At 45.3% G+C, this 18,612-nt stretch carries 15 protein-coding genes; all 15 read right to left on the minus strand.

Annotation, left to right across the window (positions count from 1 at the left end):
• Positions 1-62: 62 nt before the first annotated feature.
• Positions 63-632 carry a TetR/AcrR family transcriptional regulator gene (locus LC036_RS08150; RefSeq protein WP_226580846.1) on the minus strand — a complete coding sequence of 190 codons (570 nt, stop codon included), beginning with the start codon at positions 630-632 and terminating at the stop codon, positions 63-65.
• A 73-nt stretch (positions 633-705) separates the two neighbouring features.
• Complete coding sequence (locus LC036_RS08155; RefSeq protein WP_226580849.1) at positions 706-1,878, minus strand: thiolase family protein; 1,173 nt, start codon at positions 1,876-1,878, stop codon at positions 706-708.
• Between the two features lie 21 nt (positions 1,879-1,899).
• The gene (locus LC036_RS08160) at positions 1,900-2,673 is read right to left on the minus strand and encodes an SDR family oxidoreductase (protein ID WP_226580852.1); all 774 of its coding nucleotides are present in this window, start codon (positions 2,671-2,673) and stop codon (positions 1,900-1,902) included.
• On the minus strand, positions 2,663-3,892 hold the full coding sequence (locus tag LC036_RS08165) for an acyl-CoA dehydrogenase (protein WP_226580855.1): 1,230 nt from the start codon (positions 3,890-3,892) through the stop codon (positions 2,663-2,665). Before LC036_RS08165 ends, LC036_RS08160 begins: the two co-directional genes overlap by 11 nt.
• An 11-nt stretch (positions 3,893-3,903) precedes the next feature.
• Positions 3,904-4,326 (minus strand): MaoC/PaaZ C-terminal domain-containing protein, encoded by a 423-nt coding sequence (locus LC036_RS08170; RefSeq protein WP_226580859.1) that lies wholly within the window; start codon positions 4,324-4,326, stop codon positions 3,904-3,906.
• Entirely contained in the window at positions 4,323-4,757 is a 435-nt protein-coding gene (locus LC036_RS08175) for a MaoC family dehydratase N-terminal domain-containing protein (protein WP_226580862.1), read from the minus strand. The genes LC036_RS08170 and LC036_RS08175 overlap by 4 nt, the downstream gene beginning before the upstream one ends.
• Positions 4,758-4,775: 18 nt before the next feature.
• Positions 4,776-5,540, minus strand: a complete 765-nt coding sequence (locus tag LC036_RS08180; protein ID WP_226580865.1) for a beta-ketoacyl-ACP reductase — start codon at positions 5,538-5,540, stop codon at positions 4,776-4,778.
• Between the two features lie 20 nt (positions 5,541-5,560).
• Positions 5,561-6,730: an acyl-CoA dehydrogenase family protein gene (locus LC036_RS08185; RefSeq protein WP_226580869.1), complete on the minus strand. Its 1,170-nt coding sequence runs from the start codon at positions 6,728-6,730 to the stop codon at positions 5,561-5,563.
• Between the two features lie 188 nt (positions 6,731-6,918).
• Entirely contained in the window at positions 6,919-7,299 is a 381-nt protein-coding gene (gene dhaM, locus LC036_RS08190; RefSeq protein WP_226580874.1) for a dihydroxyacetone kinase phosphoryl donor subunit DhaM, read from the minus strand.
• Positions 7,300-7,302: 3 nt separating this feature from the next.
• Positions 7,303-7,911, minus strand: coding sequence for a dihydroxyacetone kinase subunit DhaL (gene dhaL / locus LC036_RS08195; RefSeq protein WP_226580876.1), 609 nt, complete (start codon positions 7,909-7,911; stop codon positions 7,303-7,305).
• 5 nt (positions 7,912-7,916) lie between these two features.
• Positions 7,917-8,924, minus strand: a complete 1,008-nt coding sequence (gene dhaK, locus LC036_RS08200) for a dihydroxyacetone kinase subunit DhaK (protein ID WP_226580879.1) — start codon at positions 8,922-8,924, stop codon at positions 7,917-7,919.
• A 70-nt stretch (positions 8,925-8,994) separates the two neighbouring features.
• Positions 8,995-10,488: a glycerol kinase GlpK gene (glpK, locus tag LC036_RS08205; protein ID WP_226580882.1), complete on the minus strand. Its 1,494-nt coding sequence runs from the start codon at positions 10,486-10,488 to the stop codon at positions 8,995-8,997.
• Positions 10,489-10,517: 29 nt separating this feature from the next.
• The gene (locus LC036_RS08210; protein ID WP_226580884.1) at positions 10,518-11,348 is read right to left on the minus strand and encodes an MIP/aquaporin family protein; all 831 of its coding nucleotides are present in this window, start codon (positions 11,346-11,348) and stop codon (positions 10,518-10,520) included.
• Between the two features lie 350 nt (positions 11,349-11,698).
• Positions 11,699-15,997, minus strand: a complete 4,299-nt coding sequence (locus LC036_RS08215; RefSeq protein ID WP_226582461.1) for a cell wall-binding repeat-containing protein — start codon at positions 15,995-15,997, stop codon at positions 11,699-11,701.
• A 197-nt stretch (positions 15,998-16,194) separates the two neighbouring features.
• Positions 16,195-18,258, minus strand: coding sequence for a S8 family serine peptidase (locus tag LC036_RS08220; protein WP_226580886.1), 2,064 nt, complete (start codon positions 18,256-18,258; stop codon positions 16,195-16,197).
• Positions 18,259-18,612 lie beyond the last annotated feature (354 nt).

An 18,612-nucleotide genomic window follows, 5' to 3' on the forward strand; every position in this document is an offset into this window, starting at 1 on the left:
ACCATCTCCATTCCTACTAGTCAGTATGTTAAGGACAGCCTTTTAAGTAAAGGCCCGACAGATTACTCCTGCTTACGTATCCCATTTAGAATGATTTTCAAGTAAATCGACGTTAACTTTTCCGCTGACACGTCACCATCCGGATCAAACCAATAATAACTCCAGTTGGTCATTCCAAGGATCCCTCTTGTCACCATATCAGCGTCAAGGTCCATTTCAAATTCGCCTTTTTCCACGCCATCCTCCACAAGTGTCTGCAAGTTCACCCGGAATTGATCTCTCTTCTGAACTATCTGCTCCATGTAGTCAGATCCAATGTTCCGCATTTCCCGGAAAAAGATTCTCGCGCTTTTCTTTCGATCTTTGATGCTGTGGATCACCATATAAATCATAGAGCGCAGCTTTTCTTCACTATCTTTCGTATCATCAGACAGGATTGCATTTTGATTTCGCAGCAGAAACTCAATAAACTCAAGGTGAATATCAGTTAAAAGTTCCTGTTTATTTTTGAAATAATAATAGAATGTGCCTTTGGTCACACCAAGTTCCTCTACAATTTCCTGTAAAGACGTCTCAGTGAATCCCTTTTTATCAAATAAATGGATGCTTGTGTTAATTATTTTCTCCTTCATAGATACATTGTCCTCTCATTTAGGGATAAAAATTTATTATAACATCCCTAAATTATATAAAAGAGACCGAATGTCAGCTGCGTTCAAGGATCATGGAAATTCCCTGACCTCCACCAATACAAGCCGTAACGAGCGCGTATCGTCCTTCGCTTCGTTTTAGTTCATAGATGGCTTTTGTTGCAAGAATCGCACCCGTCGCTCCAAGCGGGTGTCCATGAGCAATGGCGCCTCCGTTCACGTTGACTTTTTCCATATCCATCTCCAACTCCGCCTGACAGGCAAGCACCTGAGCTGCGAAGGCTTCGTTGATTTCAATGACATCCATATCCTCAAGAGATAAACCTGTCTGTTTCAAGATCTTCTCGGTTGCCGGTACAGGACCAATGCCCATAATATTTGGATCCACTCCCGCTACCGTGCAGGCGACTACTTTTGCTAATGGTTCCACCCCAATTTCACGGGCTTTGCTCCGCGACATAAGAGTAAGAGCAGAGGCAGCATCATTTAAACCAGAGCTGTTTGCCGCTGTCACCGTTCCACCTTCAAGGAAAGCGGGGCGGAGTTTAGCCATCCCTTCCATTGTAGAAGAAGGACGAGGGTGTTCATCGACTTTAAATTCGATAGGCTCTCCTTTTCGAACAGGAATCTTTAATGGGACAATCTGCTCTTCAAACCGCCCTTCTTCAATTGCCTGTGCCATTCTTTCCTGACTTCTCTGCGCAAACTGATCCTGTACTTCTCTAGGAATCTGATATTTCTCAGCTAAATTTTCTGCTGTGATTCCCATCGGAGGGTCCCCGATCTCTTTAGGAGACAGCTGTGATTTTCTAAACTTTGGAGGAGCAGGACTATACGGTCGTTCAGGCCGGTCCATTAAATAGGGTGCCCGGCTCATACTCTCCGTTCCACCTGCTACATAAATATCTCCATTTCCTGCTTGAATCGCTTGAGCTGCCAGGTGAATGGCATTCAAGCCTGATCCACACTGCCTGTCGACAGTAAGCCCTGGTAGATTCATAGAAAGGCCGGACTGCAAGGCTGATAACCGTGCGACATTTCCTCCTCCGCTGAGTACATTTCCAAAAATGACGTCTTCAATCTGATCAGGCTCGACACCAGCACGTTTGACCGCTTCCTTAATCACTTCGGCCCCCATAACATGGGCTGGAACTGTTGCTAATGTACCGGCTTGCTTTCCAATGGCTGTACGTACCGCTGACACGATCACTGCATCTCTATCTGACATCGTTTCACTCCTTTTTTATTCTTACATCGCATGGGTGCCGCCATCGACAATGATGACATCACCTGTGATGTGATTGGAAGCTCGTGAACTAAGGAAAATGGCTGCCCCTTTCAGGTCGTCCTCGCCTCCGAACTTACGTAAAGGCGTCCCTTCCAGGAAAGCATCTTCCCCTTTATCCATTAAAACCTTGGACATTTTCGTCGGGAAAAAGCCGGGAGCGATGGCATTGACTTGAATACCTCTTGGTCCCCACTTCACCGCTAAGTCTTTCGTAAATGTAAGGACAGCCCCTTTGCTGGAATTGTAGCCAATCGTATCCATATACTTTGGATCTGACCCTTTCATACCAGCCACGGAAGAAATGTTGACGATTTTTCCGGACCCTTGTTCCAGCATCACTTTCCCGACCATCTGCGACATGAGGAACGTACCCGTCACGTTTACATTAAAGACCTTCTGCCAAGCATCAAGCGGCATTTCTTCCACAGGTGCTCCCCAGGTGGCACCGCTGTTATTGACGAGAATATCAATCCGTCCGAAATGATCAACGGTCTCATCGACCACCTTCTGCATACTGTCAGGATTGGTCACATCACAGGCAAAGGCAAGGGAATCCACTCCAAGCTCTTTTAACTGTTCGCTTACTTCTTTACAGGCCTCAATCTTCCTTGAGCAGACAACCACATGAGCCCCTGATTCGGCAAATCCTTCGGCAATCTGCTTCCCGAGTCCTCTTCCACCTCCGGTAACGATCGCTACCTGCCCCGTTAAATCAAACAATTCTTTAGCGTGCATGGACCTCGCTCCTTTCCGCGGATTTAGCCAGTTCATACTTGGCAATTGCTCTGCGGTGGACTTCGTCAGGACCGTCTGCCAGACGCAGGGTGCGGATATTTGCCCACTTCGCTGCCAAGCTTTGATCTTCACTGACACCAGATGCTCCAAAAGCCTGGATCGCTCTGTCTATCACCTTAAGTGCCATATTAGGAGCGACGACTTTAATCATGGCGATTTCGGATTTCGCTTCTTTATTACCAACAGTATCCATCATATAAGCAGCTTTCAGTGTGAGCAGGCGTGCCTGTTCAATTTCAATTCTGGAATCAGCAATCCATTCACGAATGACTCCCTGATCAGCAAGCTTTCTTCCGAATGCCTCGCGGTCATTGACCCGCGCGCACATGTCTTCAAGGGCCCGTTCTGCTGCGCCGATCGTCCTCATACAATGATGAATACGGCCCGGTCCCAGGCGCCCTTGAGCGATCGCAAAGCCTTTGCCCTCATCCCATAGAAGATTGGAAGCGGGAACGCGGACATCTTTAAATTCGATTTCTGCATGACCATGAGGAGCGTGGTCATAACCGAAAACAGGAAGCATGCGTTTGATGGTCACACCTTTGGTATCCAAGGGAACAAGGATCATCGACTGCTGCTCATGTTTAGGGGCATCCGGGTCATTCTTTCCCATTACGATACTGATTTTACAGCGCGGATCTCCTGCCCCGGATGACCACCACTTCGTTCCATTAATGACGTACTCGTCTCCGACTCTTGTAATACTCGTTTGGATATTCGTCGCATCCGAAGACGCCACATCCGGTTCCGTCATAGAAAAACAGGAGCGGATCTCTCCTTGTAAAAGCGGCTCCAGCCACTGCTTCTTCTGCTCCTCTGTTCCATAACGGACAAGCACTTCCATGTTACCTGTATCAGGAGCGGCACAGTTAAAAACTTCAGGAGCAATGTTCGAACGCCCCATAATTTCGCACAAAGGCGCATATTCCATATTTGTTAAGCCTGCGCCGTACTCACTGTCCGGGAGAAATAAGTTCCAAAGCCCCGCTTCTTTCGCTTTCTCCTTCAGCTCATCCATAATGGGTGGAATATCCGAGAAGCGGTTCATTCGATTTAACTGCTCCTCATAAATCGATTCATTTGGATAAATGTGCGCTTCCATGAAGTTCTGCAACTTTTCTTGAAGAGATTTTACTTTTGAAGAATGTTCAAAATACATAAGTTCCCTCCTTAATATGTAACCGCTTTTATTTCTCTCTTACTGAAAACGACCTGGCCTTCAATAACTGCTTTTCCTTTTTGGTTTTCAGCTCGGACGTGAAACGCCGCCTGCTCTTTGTCATTGTTTTCAACTTCTGCATGTAACGTGATGACATCATTAAGGAAAACCATGCCTTTAAAACGAATCGAGTAGTCCTGGATAAACCCGTGTTCATAAAAAGGGGTAAACAGCTTAGCAAGATTCCCCATTGTCCACATCCCATGAGCAATGACACCAGGGAGACCAGCTTTTTCTGCTTCTTCATCAATGGTATGAATAGGATTGTAATCACCGGAAGCTCCGGCGTACTTAATTAAATCGATCCGCGAAACAGGAGGAAGCGTAATCGTCTCCAGCTTATCGCCTGTCTGCAACTCATCTAAAGCACTCATACACGCATCTCCTTTCTAACGGCTTCTGTAATAATAACCACTTGTTCTTCTGAGAAGATTAACTGCCCCTCCAGATCTTCTCCGTACCGTTTCACTTTAAGAAAACCCATATCTCCGCTTTTTCCGCTTCGTTCATAGTAATCTTCCACTTCCGCAAAGCAGAGAATCTCTTCCCCTACGAAAAGCGGACGTTCATAGTGATAGTTCTGCTCTCCATGAATCAATCCCTTTTTCGGTAAATCCAACCCTTCAATTTCTCCATAATCAAAAACTCTCGGAAAGGTTGGAGGGGCTATATTACGTGAAAATGCAACATCATCGATAAAAACAGGATGAGGATCCCCGATAGATTCAGCGAACTTCTTAACTGCTCCCCGCTCAACCGTGTTCTTTACCCGATTCGACTTTTTTCCGATCGATTGTTTAAACATAAACGTTCCCCTTTCCCATCAGTTCTTTGGACCACCTGCAACATAGAGCACCTGGCCGTTTACAAAGGAAGAGTGTTCATCAGCAAAAAATGCGACCGCATTGGCGATGTCTTCCGGTTTTCCACTTCTGCCTGCCGGGATCTTATCAACGCTTGCCTTGACAAGGTCCTCAAAAGAAATCCCGATGCGGGAAGCTGTTTCCTTCGTCATTTCGGTTTCAATAAAGCCCGGGGCAACCGCATTGGCTGTAATTCCAAACTTCCCTAACTCGATCGCAAGCGTCTTCGTGAAGCCCTGCAGTCCTGCTTTTGCCGTGGCGTAGTTGGCCTGCCCACGATTTCCAAGCGCCGAAGTCGAGGAAATATTGATAATGCGCCCATACTTATTTTCCACCATGAAACGCTGCGCAGCCCGTGCCGCATTGAACGAACCCTTCAAGTGAACATTCATGACTGTATCCCAGTCTGAATCTGTCATCTTAAATAACATGTTGTCACGAATCACACCTGCGTTATTAACAAGAATATCAAGTGATCCGAAACGGTTATGGGCTTCCTGCATAGCGGCTTCCACTTGTTCATAGTCAACGACATCGGCTGACTGGCAGAAAACATCAAAACCATCTTCTTTAAATTCCGCTTCCACTTCCTGGAGGGCTTCTTCATTCACATCAATGATGGCTACTTTCGCCCCTCCTTCAGCTAACTGCCTGGCAATTCCTTTCCCAATTCCACGACTACCGCCTGTTACAAATGCTGTGCGATTTTCAAACCTTCCTGTCATATCCATTTCCTCCTTAAGTTCTAACCGATTTTCACATGTCCTTTTAATAGATTACGAGATATAATCAAGCGTTGAATTTCATCTGTTCCATCATAGATTCTCCACAGTCTCGCTTCACGGTACCAGCGCTCGATAGGCAGCTCTTTTGTATAGCCCATACCACCATGGATTTGAAGAACACGGTCGATGACGTTATTGCCCATGTTTGCTCCATACAATTTCGCCATGGATGCATAATGACGGTTATCTTCTCCTTGATCGAGCGTAAAGGCTGCATTAAGAACAAGCCATTTGGCTGCTTCAATTTCAACGGCAGAATCTGCAATCTGCCACTGGATCGCCTGTCTGGTTGCAATAGGCTTGCCGAATGTTTCCCGCTCATTCGCATAATCAATCGCCATATTCAACAAGCGTTCAGCAGCTCCGACAGCACGTGCCCCGACGACCCAGCGGGCAAATCCAATCCACTCAAGACCAAGGTCATACCCATGATTCATCTCACCGAGAATGTTTTCTTCCGGTACACGGACATTATCAAAGATCAGGGATGCTGGTCCCCATTCGCCCATGGTGTGGATATATTCGGATTCCCATCCCATGGAACGGTCCGCGATAAAACACGTTACACCCTGTCTCCCGCCGGAAGATTGGTGAAGTTCTTTGTCTGTCACGGCAATGACCATGACAAAATCCGCTTCATTCCCACCTGTAATGAAGGTTTTCTCTCCATTAAGGACCCATTCTCCGCCATCTTTCACAGCAGTCATCCGTATGTTTCTTGTGTCCGACCCTGCTCCAGGCTCCGTCATCGCAAAGCAGGATTTTTTCTCACCGTTTATCGTTGGAATTAAGTATTTTTCTTTTTGCTCCTCATTGCCATAGTAAAGAATGTTATCGGCCGATCCTCCAAAGGTGAATGGCACAAATGTACGGGCCACTTCCATTTGAACGATGGCGAGCATCATTTGTCCGAGGTTCGCTCCCCCGTACTCTTCCGGTGTATTAATCCCCCAGAAGCCTGCTTCTTTTGCTTTTTGCTGCAGCTCTTCCAGCTTACCCGGTGAAAGACTTGGCTTTCCTTCTCTTTCATTACGCAGCACATCATTTTCAAGCGGAATTAATTCTTTTTCCACAAACTTACGAATGGTCTTTCTTACCATTTCCTGTTCGTCGGTTAGACGCAAATGCATATGATCATCTCCGTTTCTATGAATTACACCGTTTTCCGATTCCACCCTGATTAACATACCGACTGGTAGGTATGTACACTTTTATATTATTGCAAATATTCTAAAAACACAACACGTTTTGAAGAAATATCCAAGAATTAAGTCAGATTTCATAAAAAAAAGCTGCCTTATTAAAGACAGCTCACCCATTATGAATCAAATTCTTTTTTTAATGAGTTTATAATTTCATCCATCGGCTTATCAATGCTGGACTCTACAGCTGCTAAGTAAGCCCCTTCCAGGATTGGATAGGTTACCAGTTGAATAGATTCAGAATCCAGCATCTCTATCGCCATTTCTGCATTCATTCTGGCACTTCCGAGATCGTAAAAAACCAGCGTGCCATCACAAGTACCCCTTACCTTTTCAAGAGCGTTTTGTATCCTCTCAAAACTTGTCCCGATACCGCCGATTTCACTCCCCCCGGCAGCTTCAACGGGAACATCCCCTACAACCTGCTGCAGAAGCTCCTTGATTCCTTCGGCTACTTTTTCACTATGAGAGACGACGACGATAGCTGTACTACTCACAAGTTAAGCCTCCTCCATGACGAGCGCAAGATTCTTAAACAGAAAGTATGACGAGACGGCCCCTGGGTCTAAATGTCCCTTCGAGCGTTCTTTTAAGTAAGCGGCACGACCTTTGGTGGCCTGCATACTCTCTGTATTATCCTTCGCCTCTTCTGCGACATGCTTTATACGTTCCCCGTCAAAATGATCAACTTCCTTCATCCCGGACAGAACAGGGGTCCAGACGTCGACCATTGTTTTTTCTCCCGTCTCGGCTTTACCTCTTTGCTTAATACCCTCTAACCCTGCTTCTACCATCTCAATGAGAGTTTTATAATCCACCTGCTTTCCTTTACAGGCCATCGACATTTTTAATAAAGCTGTGCCGTATAAAGGCCCTGAGGCTCCTCCAACTTTCGACATTACTGTAGTAGCAGCCGCTTTTAATACATCAGAGACTTCAGTAAAGTCTTTTCCCTCTAACGATTTGGTCACCTCTTTAAAGCCTCGCGCCATATTAATTCCATGATCCCCATCCCCAATTGCTCGATCAAGAGATGTAAGGTAATCTTTCTGTTCTTGTAGATCCTCGTTGGTTCTGGACAGCCACTCCTGCACCTGAATCACTTCCATCCGCTTCACTTCTCCTTTCTCACACGAAACGCAGGAGCATTTGAAGGTGCATCCAGCAGTCCTTTTAATTCGTTATCTACTTTCAACAGCGTAATGGAACAGCCGGTCATTTCTAAAGATGTCATATATTCCCCTACAAACGTATGGGATACAGTTACACCCTTCGCAGCTAACCATTCCTGCACTTTCCGATTCATAATATAAAGCTCCATTTCCGGTGTCGCGCCCATTCCATTCACCATAACAGCCACTTCATCAGATTGGTTCAGTTCCAGTTCCGGAACAATCTTATTCAATAAATCTTCTGTTATATCATCAGCAGCTGACAATGGTTTCTTTTCTACTCCCGGTTCTCCGTGGATACCAATCCCCACCTCCATTTCATCTTCAGCCAGTTCAAAGCTCTCCTCTCCAGAGGCAGGCATGATACAAGGACGAAGGGCAACACCCATCGTACGAACATTCCTGATGACTTGTTCTGCCGTCTTTTTGACATCTGATAAAGAAGCACCGCTTTCAGCTTTAGCACCAGCAGCCTTATGAACAAAAATGGTGCCTGCCACGCCTCTTCGCCCTGTCGTAAACGAGCTGTCCTCAACGGCTACGTCATCGTTTACGATTACACGTTCAACCTCAATCCCTTCAGCTTCTGCAAGCTCTGCGGCCATCTCAAAATTCATGACATCCCCTGTATAATTTTTGATAATAAGCAGAACACCCGCGCCTCCATCGACCGCCTTAATAGCTTCAAAAACCTGATCGGGGGTAGGGGAAGTAAATACCTCTCCAGATACAGCCCCGTCAAGCATCCCTTCTCCCACGTACCCCGCATGAGCCGGTTCATGGCCGCTTCCTCCGCCGCTTACAATTCCCACTTTATTCTTTACAGGGGCATCCTTGCGTGTAATAACCGTTGTATCAGGAAGTCTTTTGACAGCCTGTTCATGAGCGGCTACAAATCCATCGAGCATTTCTGTAATAACATGGTCCGGGTTGTTGATTAATTTTTTCATATTTACATCCCATCCTTTATAAAAGAATAGGCACCTTTTTTAAACAAAGGTGCCTGTACAAAAATATGAATTATTTAAATTTCCTTGTTGCTTCTACAGCTTTCTGCCAGCCGCTGTAAAGTCTTTCCTGTTCACTCTCAGTCATGTCACCTGTAAAGGTCCTTTCATTTTCAGACTGCTGTTTGATTTCGTCCTTATCTTCCCAATAACCAACGGCTAACCCCGCAAGGAAGGCCGCCCCCAGCGCAGTTGTTTCCTGAACGACTGGACGTTCGACTGGAACGCCGAGAATATCACTTTGGAACTGCATAAGGAAGTTATTTTTAACCGCTCCACCATCCACACGGAGAGTCTTTAATTCTATGCCTGAATCAGCAATCATCGCATCAAGAACGTCCTTCGTCTGGTACGCTAATGATTCCAGTGTAGCGCGGACAAAGTGTGCTTTTGACGTACCGCGCGTCAGACCAAAGACCGCTCCTCTGGCGTCACTATCCCAGTACGGGGTACCCAGTCCCACAAAAGCAGGGACTAAATACACCCCGTCCGATGAGTCAACAGATGTAGCATAGCTTTCTGTTTCCGGTGCGCTTTCAATCAATTTCAATCCGTCTCTTAACCATTGAATAGCTGAGCCCGCTACAAAGATACTTCCTTCCAGCGCATACTCCACTTTTCCATCGATGCCCCAGGCGAGAGTTGTGAGGAGTCCGTGTTCGGAAGGCACCCCTTCTTCGCCTGTATTCATCAGCATGAAACAGCCGGTTCCGTAAGTATTCTTTGCCATACCTTTTTCAAAGCAGGCCTGTCCAAATAATGCCGCCTGCTGGTCACCGGCAATACCAGCGATTGGAACTTCGTGACCGAAAAAGTGATAATCGACGGTTTTTGCGTAAACTTCTGAAGATGATTTCACTTCAGGAAGCATGGATTTTGGAACAGTTAAAATATCCAGCAGTTCGTCATCCCACTTCAGGTCGTAAATGTTATACATTAATGTCCGGGATGCGTTGGAATAGTCCGTAATGTGCGTCTTGCCTCCAGATAATTTGTAAACCAGCCACGTATCAATTGTTCCGAACATCAAATCTCCGTTTTCCGCTTTTTCCCTTGCTCCTTCTACATTGTCAAGCATCCACTTTACTTTTGTGCCTGAGAAGTAAGGATCCAACAGCAAGCCTGTTTTGCTGCGGAAAAGCTCATTATGCCCTTCTGCCCGCAGTTCCTTGCAGATGTCTTCCGTTTGTCTGGACTGCCAGACCACGGCATGATAAATTGGTTTGCCTGTATTCTTATCCCAAACAACTGCTGTCTCACGCTGGTTGGTAATTCCAATCCCCTCAATTTGAGAAGGTTCTACATCTGACTTTCTCAAGACATCTGCCATACACGCTAACACGGATGTCCAAATTTCATTTGCATCATGCTCGACCCAGCCTGGCTTTGGAAAGAACTGCTCAAATTCTTTTTGTGCGGTCTGTACGATTTTTCCTTCTTTATTAAAAAGGATGGCACGTGAACTCGTTGTTCCCTGATCAATCGATAGAATATATTTTTCTGTCATGGTAACTCTCTCCTCTATTTAAATAATATTCAGCTGATTTTTTCTTCCAATTGGTTTCCGACAGTTTTTCCTTTTTTAATCTCCGCGTTCGCTGCTCCGACTAAAATAAATGCCATTATAGCTGAAAGAACCCAGAAGGCTATTGAGAATTCCTGGACAAAGATGGCACGGTAGAATAACGCACCGTAAATACCGCCCAGCACCGGTCCAACGACCGGAATCCATGCATATCCCCAGTCCGATCCACCTTTTCCTGGAATTGGAAGAATAGCATGAGCAATCCTTGGTCCCAGGTCACGGGCAGGATTAATGGCATAACCTGTCGCTCCCCCTAAGGACATACCAATCGCAACAATCAACGCACCGACAATAAGAGGGTTTAAACCTTCTGTAAATTCATTTGCGCCAATAAATAAAATTCCCATCACCAGTACAAATGTACCTATAATTTCGCTTACTAAGTTAGAAAAAGGGCTGCGTACAGCAGGATCTGTTGAGAATACAGCAAGTTTTGCTCCCTGATCTCTCGTTTCTCTCCAATGAGGCAAGTAGTTAAGAAAGACAATTGCCGCTCCTATAATGGCACCAATCATTTGTGCAGCAATATAAAGCGGAACCTTAGACCATGGAAAATCTCCAATACTAGCAAGTCCTAACGTAACAGCAGGGTTGATGTGGGCTCCCGTAAAACTACCGACAGCATAAATTGCCATCGTAACCGCAAGTCCCCAGGCAATGGTAATAACGACCCAGCCTGAGCCTTCGGCTTTCGAATTCTTCAATACCACACCACCGACAACACCACCACCAAAGATAATGAGAATCATCGTGCCAATCAGCTCTGCAAGAAATTCCGACATTTCTTACACCTCTTTTTCCTTTTTTTCAAGTTAAGGGTATAAAAAAGACCCGCACTAAAACGCATACTCCTCATGCTGTATGCAAAATAGTGTGGGTCTCCGCATCTCCACCACGCACTTAACTTGTTATCTCTACTATACGATTATATGAAAGCGCTGTCAACAAATTATGTTAAAAAATCCCACAATTATTCAAAATATTCTAATTTTTAAACAGAAATGTTTCTGACTCGTATGATGAGTACAAAAGAACCTATGGTTGGGACATTAATATGGATGGCCGTAAAAAATAAAGAATGGTTTTATATAAGAAAACGCCCTCCAGTTGGAAGGCGTTTTCGATCCATCTATTATTTTGTTGCTTTCTTCTGAAGAGCTTCTTTCACAGCCGGGCTGACTGCTGCATCTCCACCAAGAACAGTGATAGAAGAAATGTCATTCGTGTACGCATACTTAGTTAAGTAAGCATCCACTTCTCTTGGTAGATTTTCAGGGTCTACCAACAATAACATGCCATCTTTTCCTGTAACTAGAGGAGCTGCCGCAAGGGCATCCGGGTAGTTTGTTCCGCTGGCCACGTAAAGCTGATTTGTGCTTGGTTCGAACTCTTGAAGCAAGTCTACAAGTGTACCATAACGGTTTACACCAGATAGACGCTCAACAGCCAAGGATACTTCTTCTACTTGACTGACAACGTCATCAGAAACAACGCTTGTTCCACCAACCACATACACATCCTCGTTTTCAAGGACAGCTAAGGCTTCATCTGAAAGGTCTTCCCCATTTGTAAGAACGATCGGCATACCCATGTCACCTGCGATAGAAGCGGCACTTAGAGCATCTGCATAGTTCTTACCAGTTGCAAGGAATACACCATTTCCTTCGTAACCAAACTCACTCTGTAATTCTTTTACAATCTCAAGGTTTGTACCATAACGAGTATCATCAGATAGGCGCTTCACGTTATTAGAAGCGATGCTGATACTGTTCAGCTGAGTGAACACTTCTTCTGATACCGCTCCTGTTCCACCTAGGATATAAACATTCTCTGCACCTAGACGTTCAATCTCATCAAGAGCCGCATCTGTTAATGTTCCACCGCTGTTGACTGGAATGATAGGAGCATCTGCTGCAGAAGCTAATGGACCTGCTGATAAAGCATCCGGGAAGTTATAACCCGTAGTAACGACGACTGTATCTGCTCCGCCATCTGGATATAGATCTTTGGAAATCTCAATTGCCGTACCTACACGGTTTTCACCGGACAGCGTGCTTACAAGGTCCGCATCTGTCGTAATGGAAACAAGATCAAGTACTTCGTCTGTTTCAGCATCTAACATGTAAAGAGCGGCATAACCTTTAATCGGCTGATCTGGTGTTGTAATCGTTACAGGTACATCAACGGATTCTCCAACACCAATGGAAGCAGAATCCATTCCCGCTGTAACAGATCCTTCCCCTTGATTATCAGAGTCATATGGCAGTACTTTCTCTTCTGTCATGTTCAACGTATAGTCGACAGTTTGAGAACCTTCACCAAAGTTGTCGACAGCAATGGTATATTCGCCATCAGGAAGACCTCTGACAGTAAACGCTTCGCTGTCTGATCCAGTAGCACTGTAAGCTGCAAGTCTGCCTTCTTCGTCATACAGGAATAGATCTAAGTCTGCAGATGGTGATGGAGAAACATCCACGCTTAGAGAAACATTATTTTCAATGTCTACTTTAATTAAGTCCCCGTCTAACGTATCATCAGAAGTTCCTTGAGTTACGGTACCTGTGATCGTTTCTTTAATCGGGCCGGTAAAACCAACCGTTTCAAACTTCACATTGGCATCGTCTGCCAAATAGTTCGTAAACGTCACTTCTTCGTTGAACTCCTGGGAAGTAGTAACTTTGCCAAGATCAATGTTACCAGGTTCACTTACGATATCCTGAGCCACAGCTTCAAGCGTGTATTGATTCATTTCTTTTCCTTCTTCAGGAGCAATGGTTCCATACACATGAACTTCCCACACCCCAGGCTTCGGAGAAGGAACGACAAAATCTTCTACATCAAGTCCATTATAACCGGCATAGCCAACAAAGCTGTTGACTTGGAAACCGTCTGGATCGAAGACAAGCATACGAACACGGCCCTTGAAGTCATCGTTTTCTTTAAGAGCATCAAGTGAGAAACGAAGCTCACTCAGCCCTGAATCCACGTCAAATGTGTAGCCGTTCGTTTGAGAAGACTGAACCTCATCCTGCACACGGAAGCGGTGGTTGTTATCTGCATTAAACTCATAACCTGTTACAACCGTCTGGGCACTTCTAGCTTCCACATAAGGTGTAGAAGGATCGTTGAATACTAGATTACCAGCATTAACGCCTGTTTTAAGTTTGGAAGCATCATAGGAAACTGTAATGTAGTCATACTCCCCTGCACCTATAGTGATTTCATCTACAGAAGGCGTAAACCAGTCATGTGTAGATGTTACTTCAAGCGTTTTCGCTTCATCAGAATTGTTTTCTACTAACACTTCCACCGTTTCTGGAAGATCTTTGTTTCTAACATAAAGACCTGGACCTCCAGCTACTTTTTCACCGTGGAATACTGTAACATCCACATCTTTCACTTCATTCACAAAATTGTCGCGCATGTACTCATAAGCAGCCGGAACATTGATTAAACCTCCACCCTGCTGGGCACGGTTATAACCATCAATTTCATCCGCTGTTTGAATCAGCGCTTCCTGCGCTAACTCATAGTCAAATGGCAGACGGTCTTTTTGAGCCGCGGATTTAAGGAGCGCAACCGCACCTGCCACATATGGCGCAGACATACTTGTTCCCTGAAGGACATCATAAGCGGTCTGCTCTAGTTCACCTGAGGCCACAACCTGATACTGGTGCACCGGCTGTGCAGCATAGGCAGAACCGGGAGCTACGATATCCGGCTTCTGATCGCCTCGTTCATTTGGACCGGCAGAAGAGAAGTACCATAGTCCTTCCCCTTCAAGAGGGTTGCCTTCTGCGTCTTTTCCATATGGATAGGCATTATATTCTTTCGCCCACATGTCAGAGTTAATATAGGCACCAACAGAGATGACACTTCCAACATCACCAGGAGAACCAACGGAGTCAATACCAGGTCCACTGTTACCAGCTGATGTTACGAAGACGATATCTGTATCTTCGCTAAGAACGTTCATTAATTCGCCGTAGCTTCCGACACCTTCATTCAAATCAGGAAGGGATCCTAAACTCAAGTTGGCAACGTCTGCATCAAATCCACCTTTTGATTCAGGAAGAGCTGCATCAATCATCGCTTTTTGGATACTCCAAGTAGCTGCACCGCCGTCTTCCTGGAACACGCGCAGACCTACCACTTCTGATTCTGGAGCGACCCCTTCACCAGCGATGGCGCCGTATGCATTGGATGCGAGCGGGCCGTTAGCGGCTGTAATACCTGCTACGTGGGATCCGTGTCCGTTTAAGTCCGTAAACAAGTTAACTGTTCGAATATTATATCTGTCTTTAAGGGCATCCAGGTCATTGACACGGAAGTTTACGCCGACTTTTTCATCGGTTACATCCACATCAAACGTACCGGCATCTCCATCTTCATAAGCTGTTTCATCATTAAAATCGCCGTCTTCGTCGGTATCTATATAAATGGTGTCACCAACGAGAAGAACTCCGAAATTGTCGGCTTTTTCAGGGTCAAAGATACGTTCCCCGTCTTCATCAACTTCCCAATCAGCTTCGCCATCCGCATTGAAATCCGCAAAGGCACGGAAGTGAGTTTCTCCGTAATAGACGTCTTCACTGTCTGTATCAACGCCGTCAATCGAAACAGATGCTTTCTGCTCGTCGGATAACTGCATGAAAACAACGTCACCTTCTGCAAACGTATCGTATGGCTGATCCGCGACAAATTCCTGATATTTTTCGGAAGGTGCGAATACACCAACATTAGCTGTAAGATAATTCGAGATTGTATAGTCTCTTACATTAACAATCTTAGAATCTCCATATTTTCTAGTTTCAGCGAACACTTCCTCAGATGTCTGCTCAGACCCTTCTTCCGCCTCTGGAAGATCGGTGAAGGAAGCGTGACCAGGGTCTGGACCGGAGTCGATGACCGCTACGCGTGTACCTTCCCCATCAAACTTATCGTGGAAATCATCCACCCCAGTAGCCGGGTGAGTTTCCAATTGATCTGGAGAAACGTCAGCATCCGGATCCGGCGCTGCCTGTCCTTCCACTTCATCCGGTTCAACCGGAGCCAGTTGAATTTCCTGGTTTTCACCTACGGTACGGACGGAATCCAGCTTAATAACATCATAGATTTTATTCGTAGGCACTTCAGCCAGATAACCATAGTTTTTATGGTTCTGCTTAACCGTAACGCCGAGGTTTTCCAACTGTGCTGTGGCATCCCGGCCATTCCCGATAATCACAAGCTCTTGAACGGTTTCTTCACTGTTCGCGAGTGTGACGATCTCTTGATAATTAAGTAATGTATTAAACTTCTTCACTGCGCTGGTCTCTGCTTGAACGGCACCTGGACTGTATGTACTGACTCCAGCGAAGGAAGATGCAACAATTGCGGCACTAGCAAAAACAGAAAGGGCTTTTTTCTTTACATTCTTTTTGTTTGACACCAAAATTAAAAACCTCCTATTTTTCGATTAAAACGGTGTAATTTCTCCTAAACTCTCCTTTCTTTTTCTTGATTTTTCAAAAAATTACAACACCTTGATTTTACGACAATATCCCTAGACCGTCAAACAATATTCATTAGATTCAGAAAAATAAGAAATAAAAGAACACCCAGTTACAAAACTGGGTGTCTACTGGTTTATTGGTAAAAAGAGCGGTCAATTTCCCAGGCAAGAGGAATACTGATCGGCTGCGTTCCACCAATAATCGAGTAATCTTTTCTTTGATCGAACAACTGCACGCTCTCATTTGTTGGTCCTATTTGACTATCCTGGGTAAGGATAATAGGACTAGATGACTGTACTGCAAGCGGGGCGACAGCCATCCCATCCGGGAAGTTTCGGCCAGTGGCAAAATAAAGCTCTTCCGCCTCATCATTTCCAAACGTACGATGCATGGCCCTATTGGTTTCATACCTGTTTTTTCCGGCTATCCGCAAAGGGTTTGAATCAGGCAGCCGGCTCTCGACATCCTCAGAAACCGGATGGGTGCCCCCTACAATATAAGTCTTAGTAATCCCGCTTTCCTCCATATAGGATTGAACAGGATCTGGAATGGAGTCTGACCGCACATAAACAATGGGATACTGATACATGCCGCTGTATCCGGCAGCGGACAAAGCGTCTGGAAACTCCTGACCAGATATAATGAATGCCTTATTGGTCTCATATGGAATCAATCTATTGACGGCAATGGCGGTTTCATATCGGTCCGATCCGCTCACCCGGTAGGTGTGATAACCTTCTGTTTCTAAGTCATCTTCTACACCCTCTGATATCGCATTCGCTCCGCCAATTAAAACAACATCTGTTGCTTTCAACCGTTCCAGTTCTTCTTCGATGGAAACGGACAACCGGTCCCTTTTTTCTAATAAAACGGGACTGTTCAAATAGGAAGCCAAGGGAGAAGCAGCCAGACTGTCAGGGAAATCCCTGCCTGTTGCAAGAATGACAAATTTCCCGGTCTCTGTGGTCCCGTCTATTTTCAAGTCTTTCTCATCAAGCTCATTCCAACCTATCTGCGAGATGGCTGTTGATGTTTGTATTGACGTAGGGCCGGATATTCGATGAAGGTCTCTTATGTTTTCAATGGATTGTTTCGCATCCACCATCCCTTCCCCAAGACTGAAGTGGGCAGGTACATAGCGGGAAGACTCTTCAATCAGCCGTTTTAACTGCTGTCCTCTTAAAAAAGGCGCATGATTTTTTAACAGCGAGGCCAGTGAACTCACATGACCTGTTGACATGCTTGTTCCTTCCATTGTTTTATAATCATCTTTAAGATAGGTACTTAAAAGCTCGGTTCCCGGAGTAACAACGTCTACATCCACTCCATAATTAGAAAAGGAAGCTTTATCATGCAGACGGAGATCATAACTTCCCACTGAAAGAACGTTATTCAGCGCAGCAGGATATAAGCTCTGTGCCCTGTCATTGTTACCGGCAGCTGCCACGACAAGAACCCCTTCTTCGACGGCAGAATCCACCGCATCAGCAAGGCTGGTTCTGTATGTATACGTCCCTAAACTTAAGTTAATCACATCAGCCCCATGCTCGACCGCATATCTGATCCCTTCAATGACATCCGAAACATTTCCTGAATTCTCTTCCATAATTTTAATCGGCATAATCTTCACGTCGCCTAAGCTGAGAGAGGATACACCTAATCCATTGTCTGTATTCGCCGCAATTAATCCGGCAACGTGACTTCCATGTCCAAAGGTATCCTGAGGGGGGAGTGTCGAATCTACAAGATTCGTCCCTTCCACCAGCTGTCCCTCCAAATCAGGATGATTCTTATTGACACCTGAATCAATCACCGCAACAACTGGATCTCCCGGCTGCTTCTGTGCATAGTCTGTCCATGCTTCGGGCGCTTTCATAGCTTCATAGGTTTTCTCCTGATCTATGTAGTAAGGATCGTTCGGGGTAAAACCCTGCGCGTAGACTTTCGTGTCAACTTCTATGTATTCAATAGCTGGATTTTCTTTCAGCTCTTCTACCTTTTCTTCCCAGCCTACTACATCTGTCGAAATAATATCGACAGGAAACTCATTTTCCGCAGACTGTGTCGTTACTTCATCTTTATATTTCACAATCAGTTTCACTTGTTCATTCCCTGATGCATAGGTGATGGACGAGTGCCCTAAGAACCATCCTCCTATGAAAAGCAGGAAAAGCAAGGTGCGTATAATAGATTTCATCTCTTTACTCCTCTTTCATTCTTTCTCCAGCGACTGAAACCGTTGGGGTTACGTCCCATTTAAAAGAAAGTGTTTATGGAACTTCTCATTGCAGCGTTTCCTGGCATCCGTGAACGATCCCACATTTTCTCTGTATGTTCCTCCACATGATTTAGTAAGGCCGGCAATAGTCGAGTAGAATACGACTTTTACGTGATATCCACCCCTTCGTTAAGTAAAGCGGTAAAAAGCAGATGAACAATAACCATCCCCTTTCCGTTTTCCTAAAGGCTTAAGGCTGACGAACTTCATATTTAAGGCGCACCCTTGTCATCACCTGTTACTTTCATTCATATGGTGTGACGAACCAGGATG

The sequence above is a fragment of the Halobacillus litoralis genome (assembly GCF_020524025.1).
In the GTDB taxonomy this organism is placed as follows: Bacteria; Bacillota; Bacilli; order Bacillales; family Halobacillaceae; genus Halobacillus; species Halobacillus litoralis_D.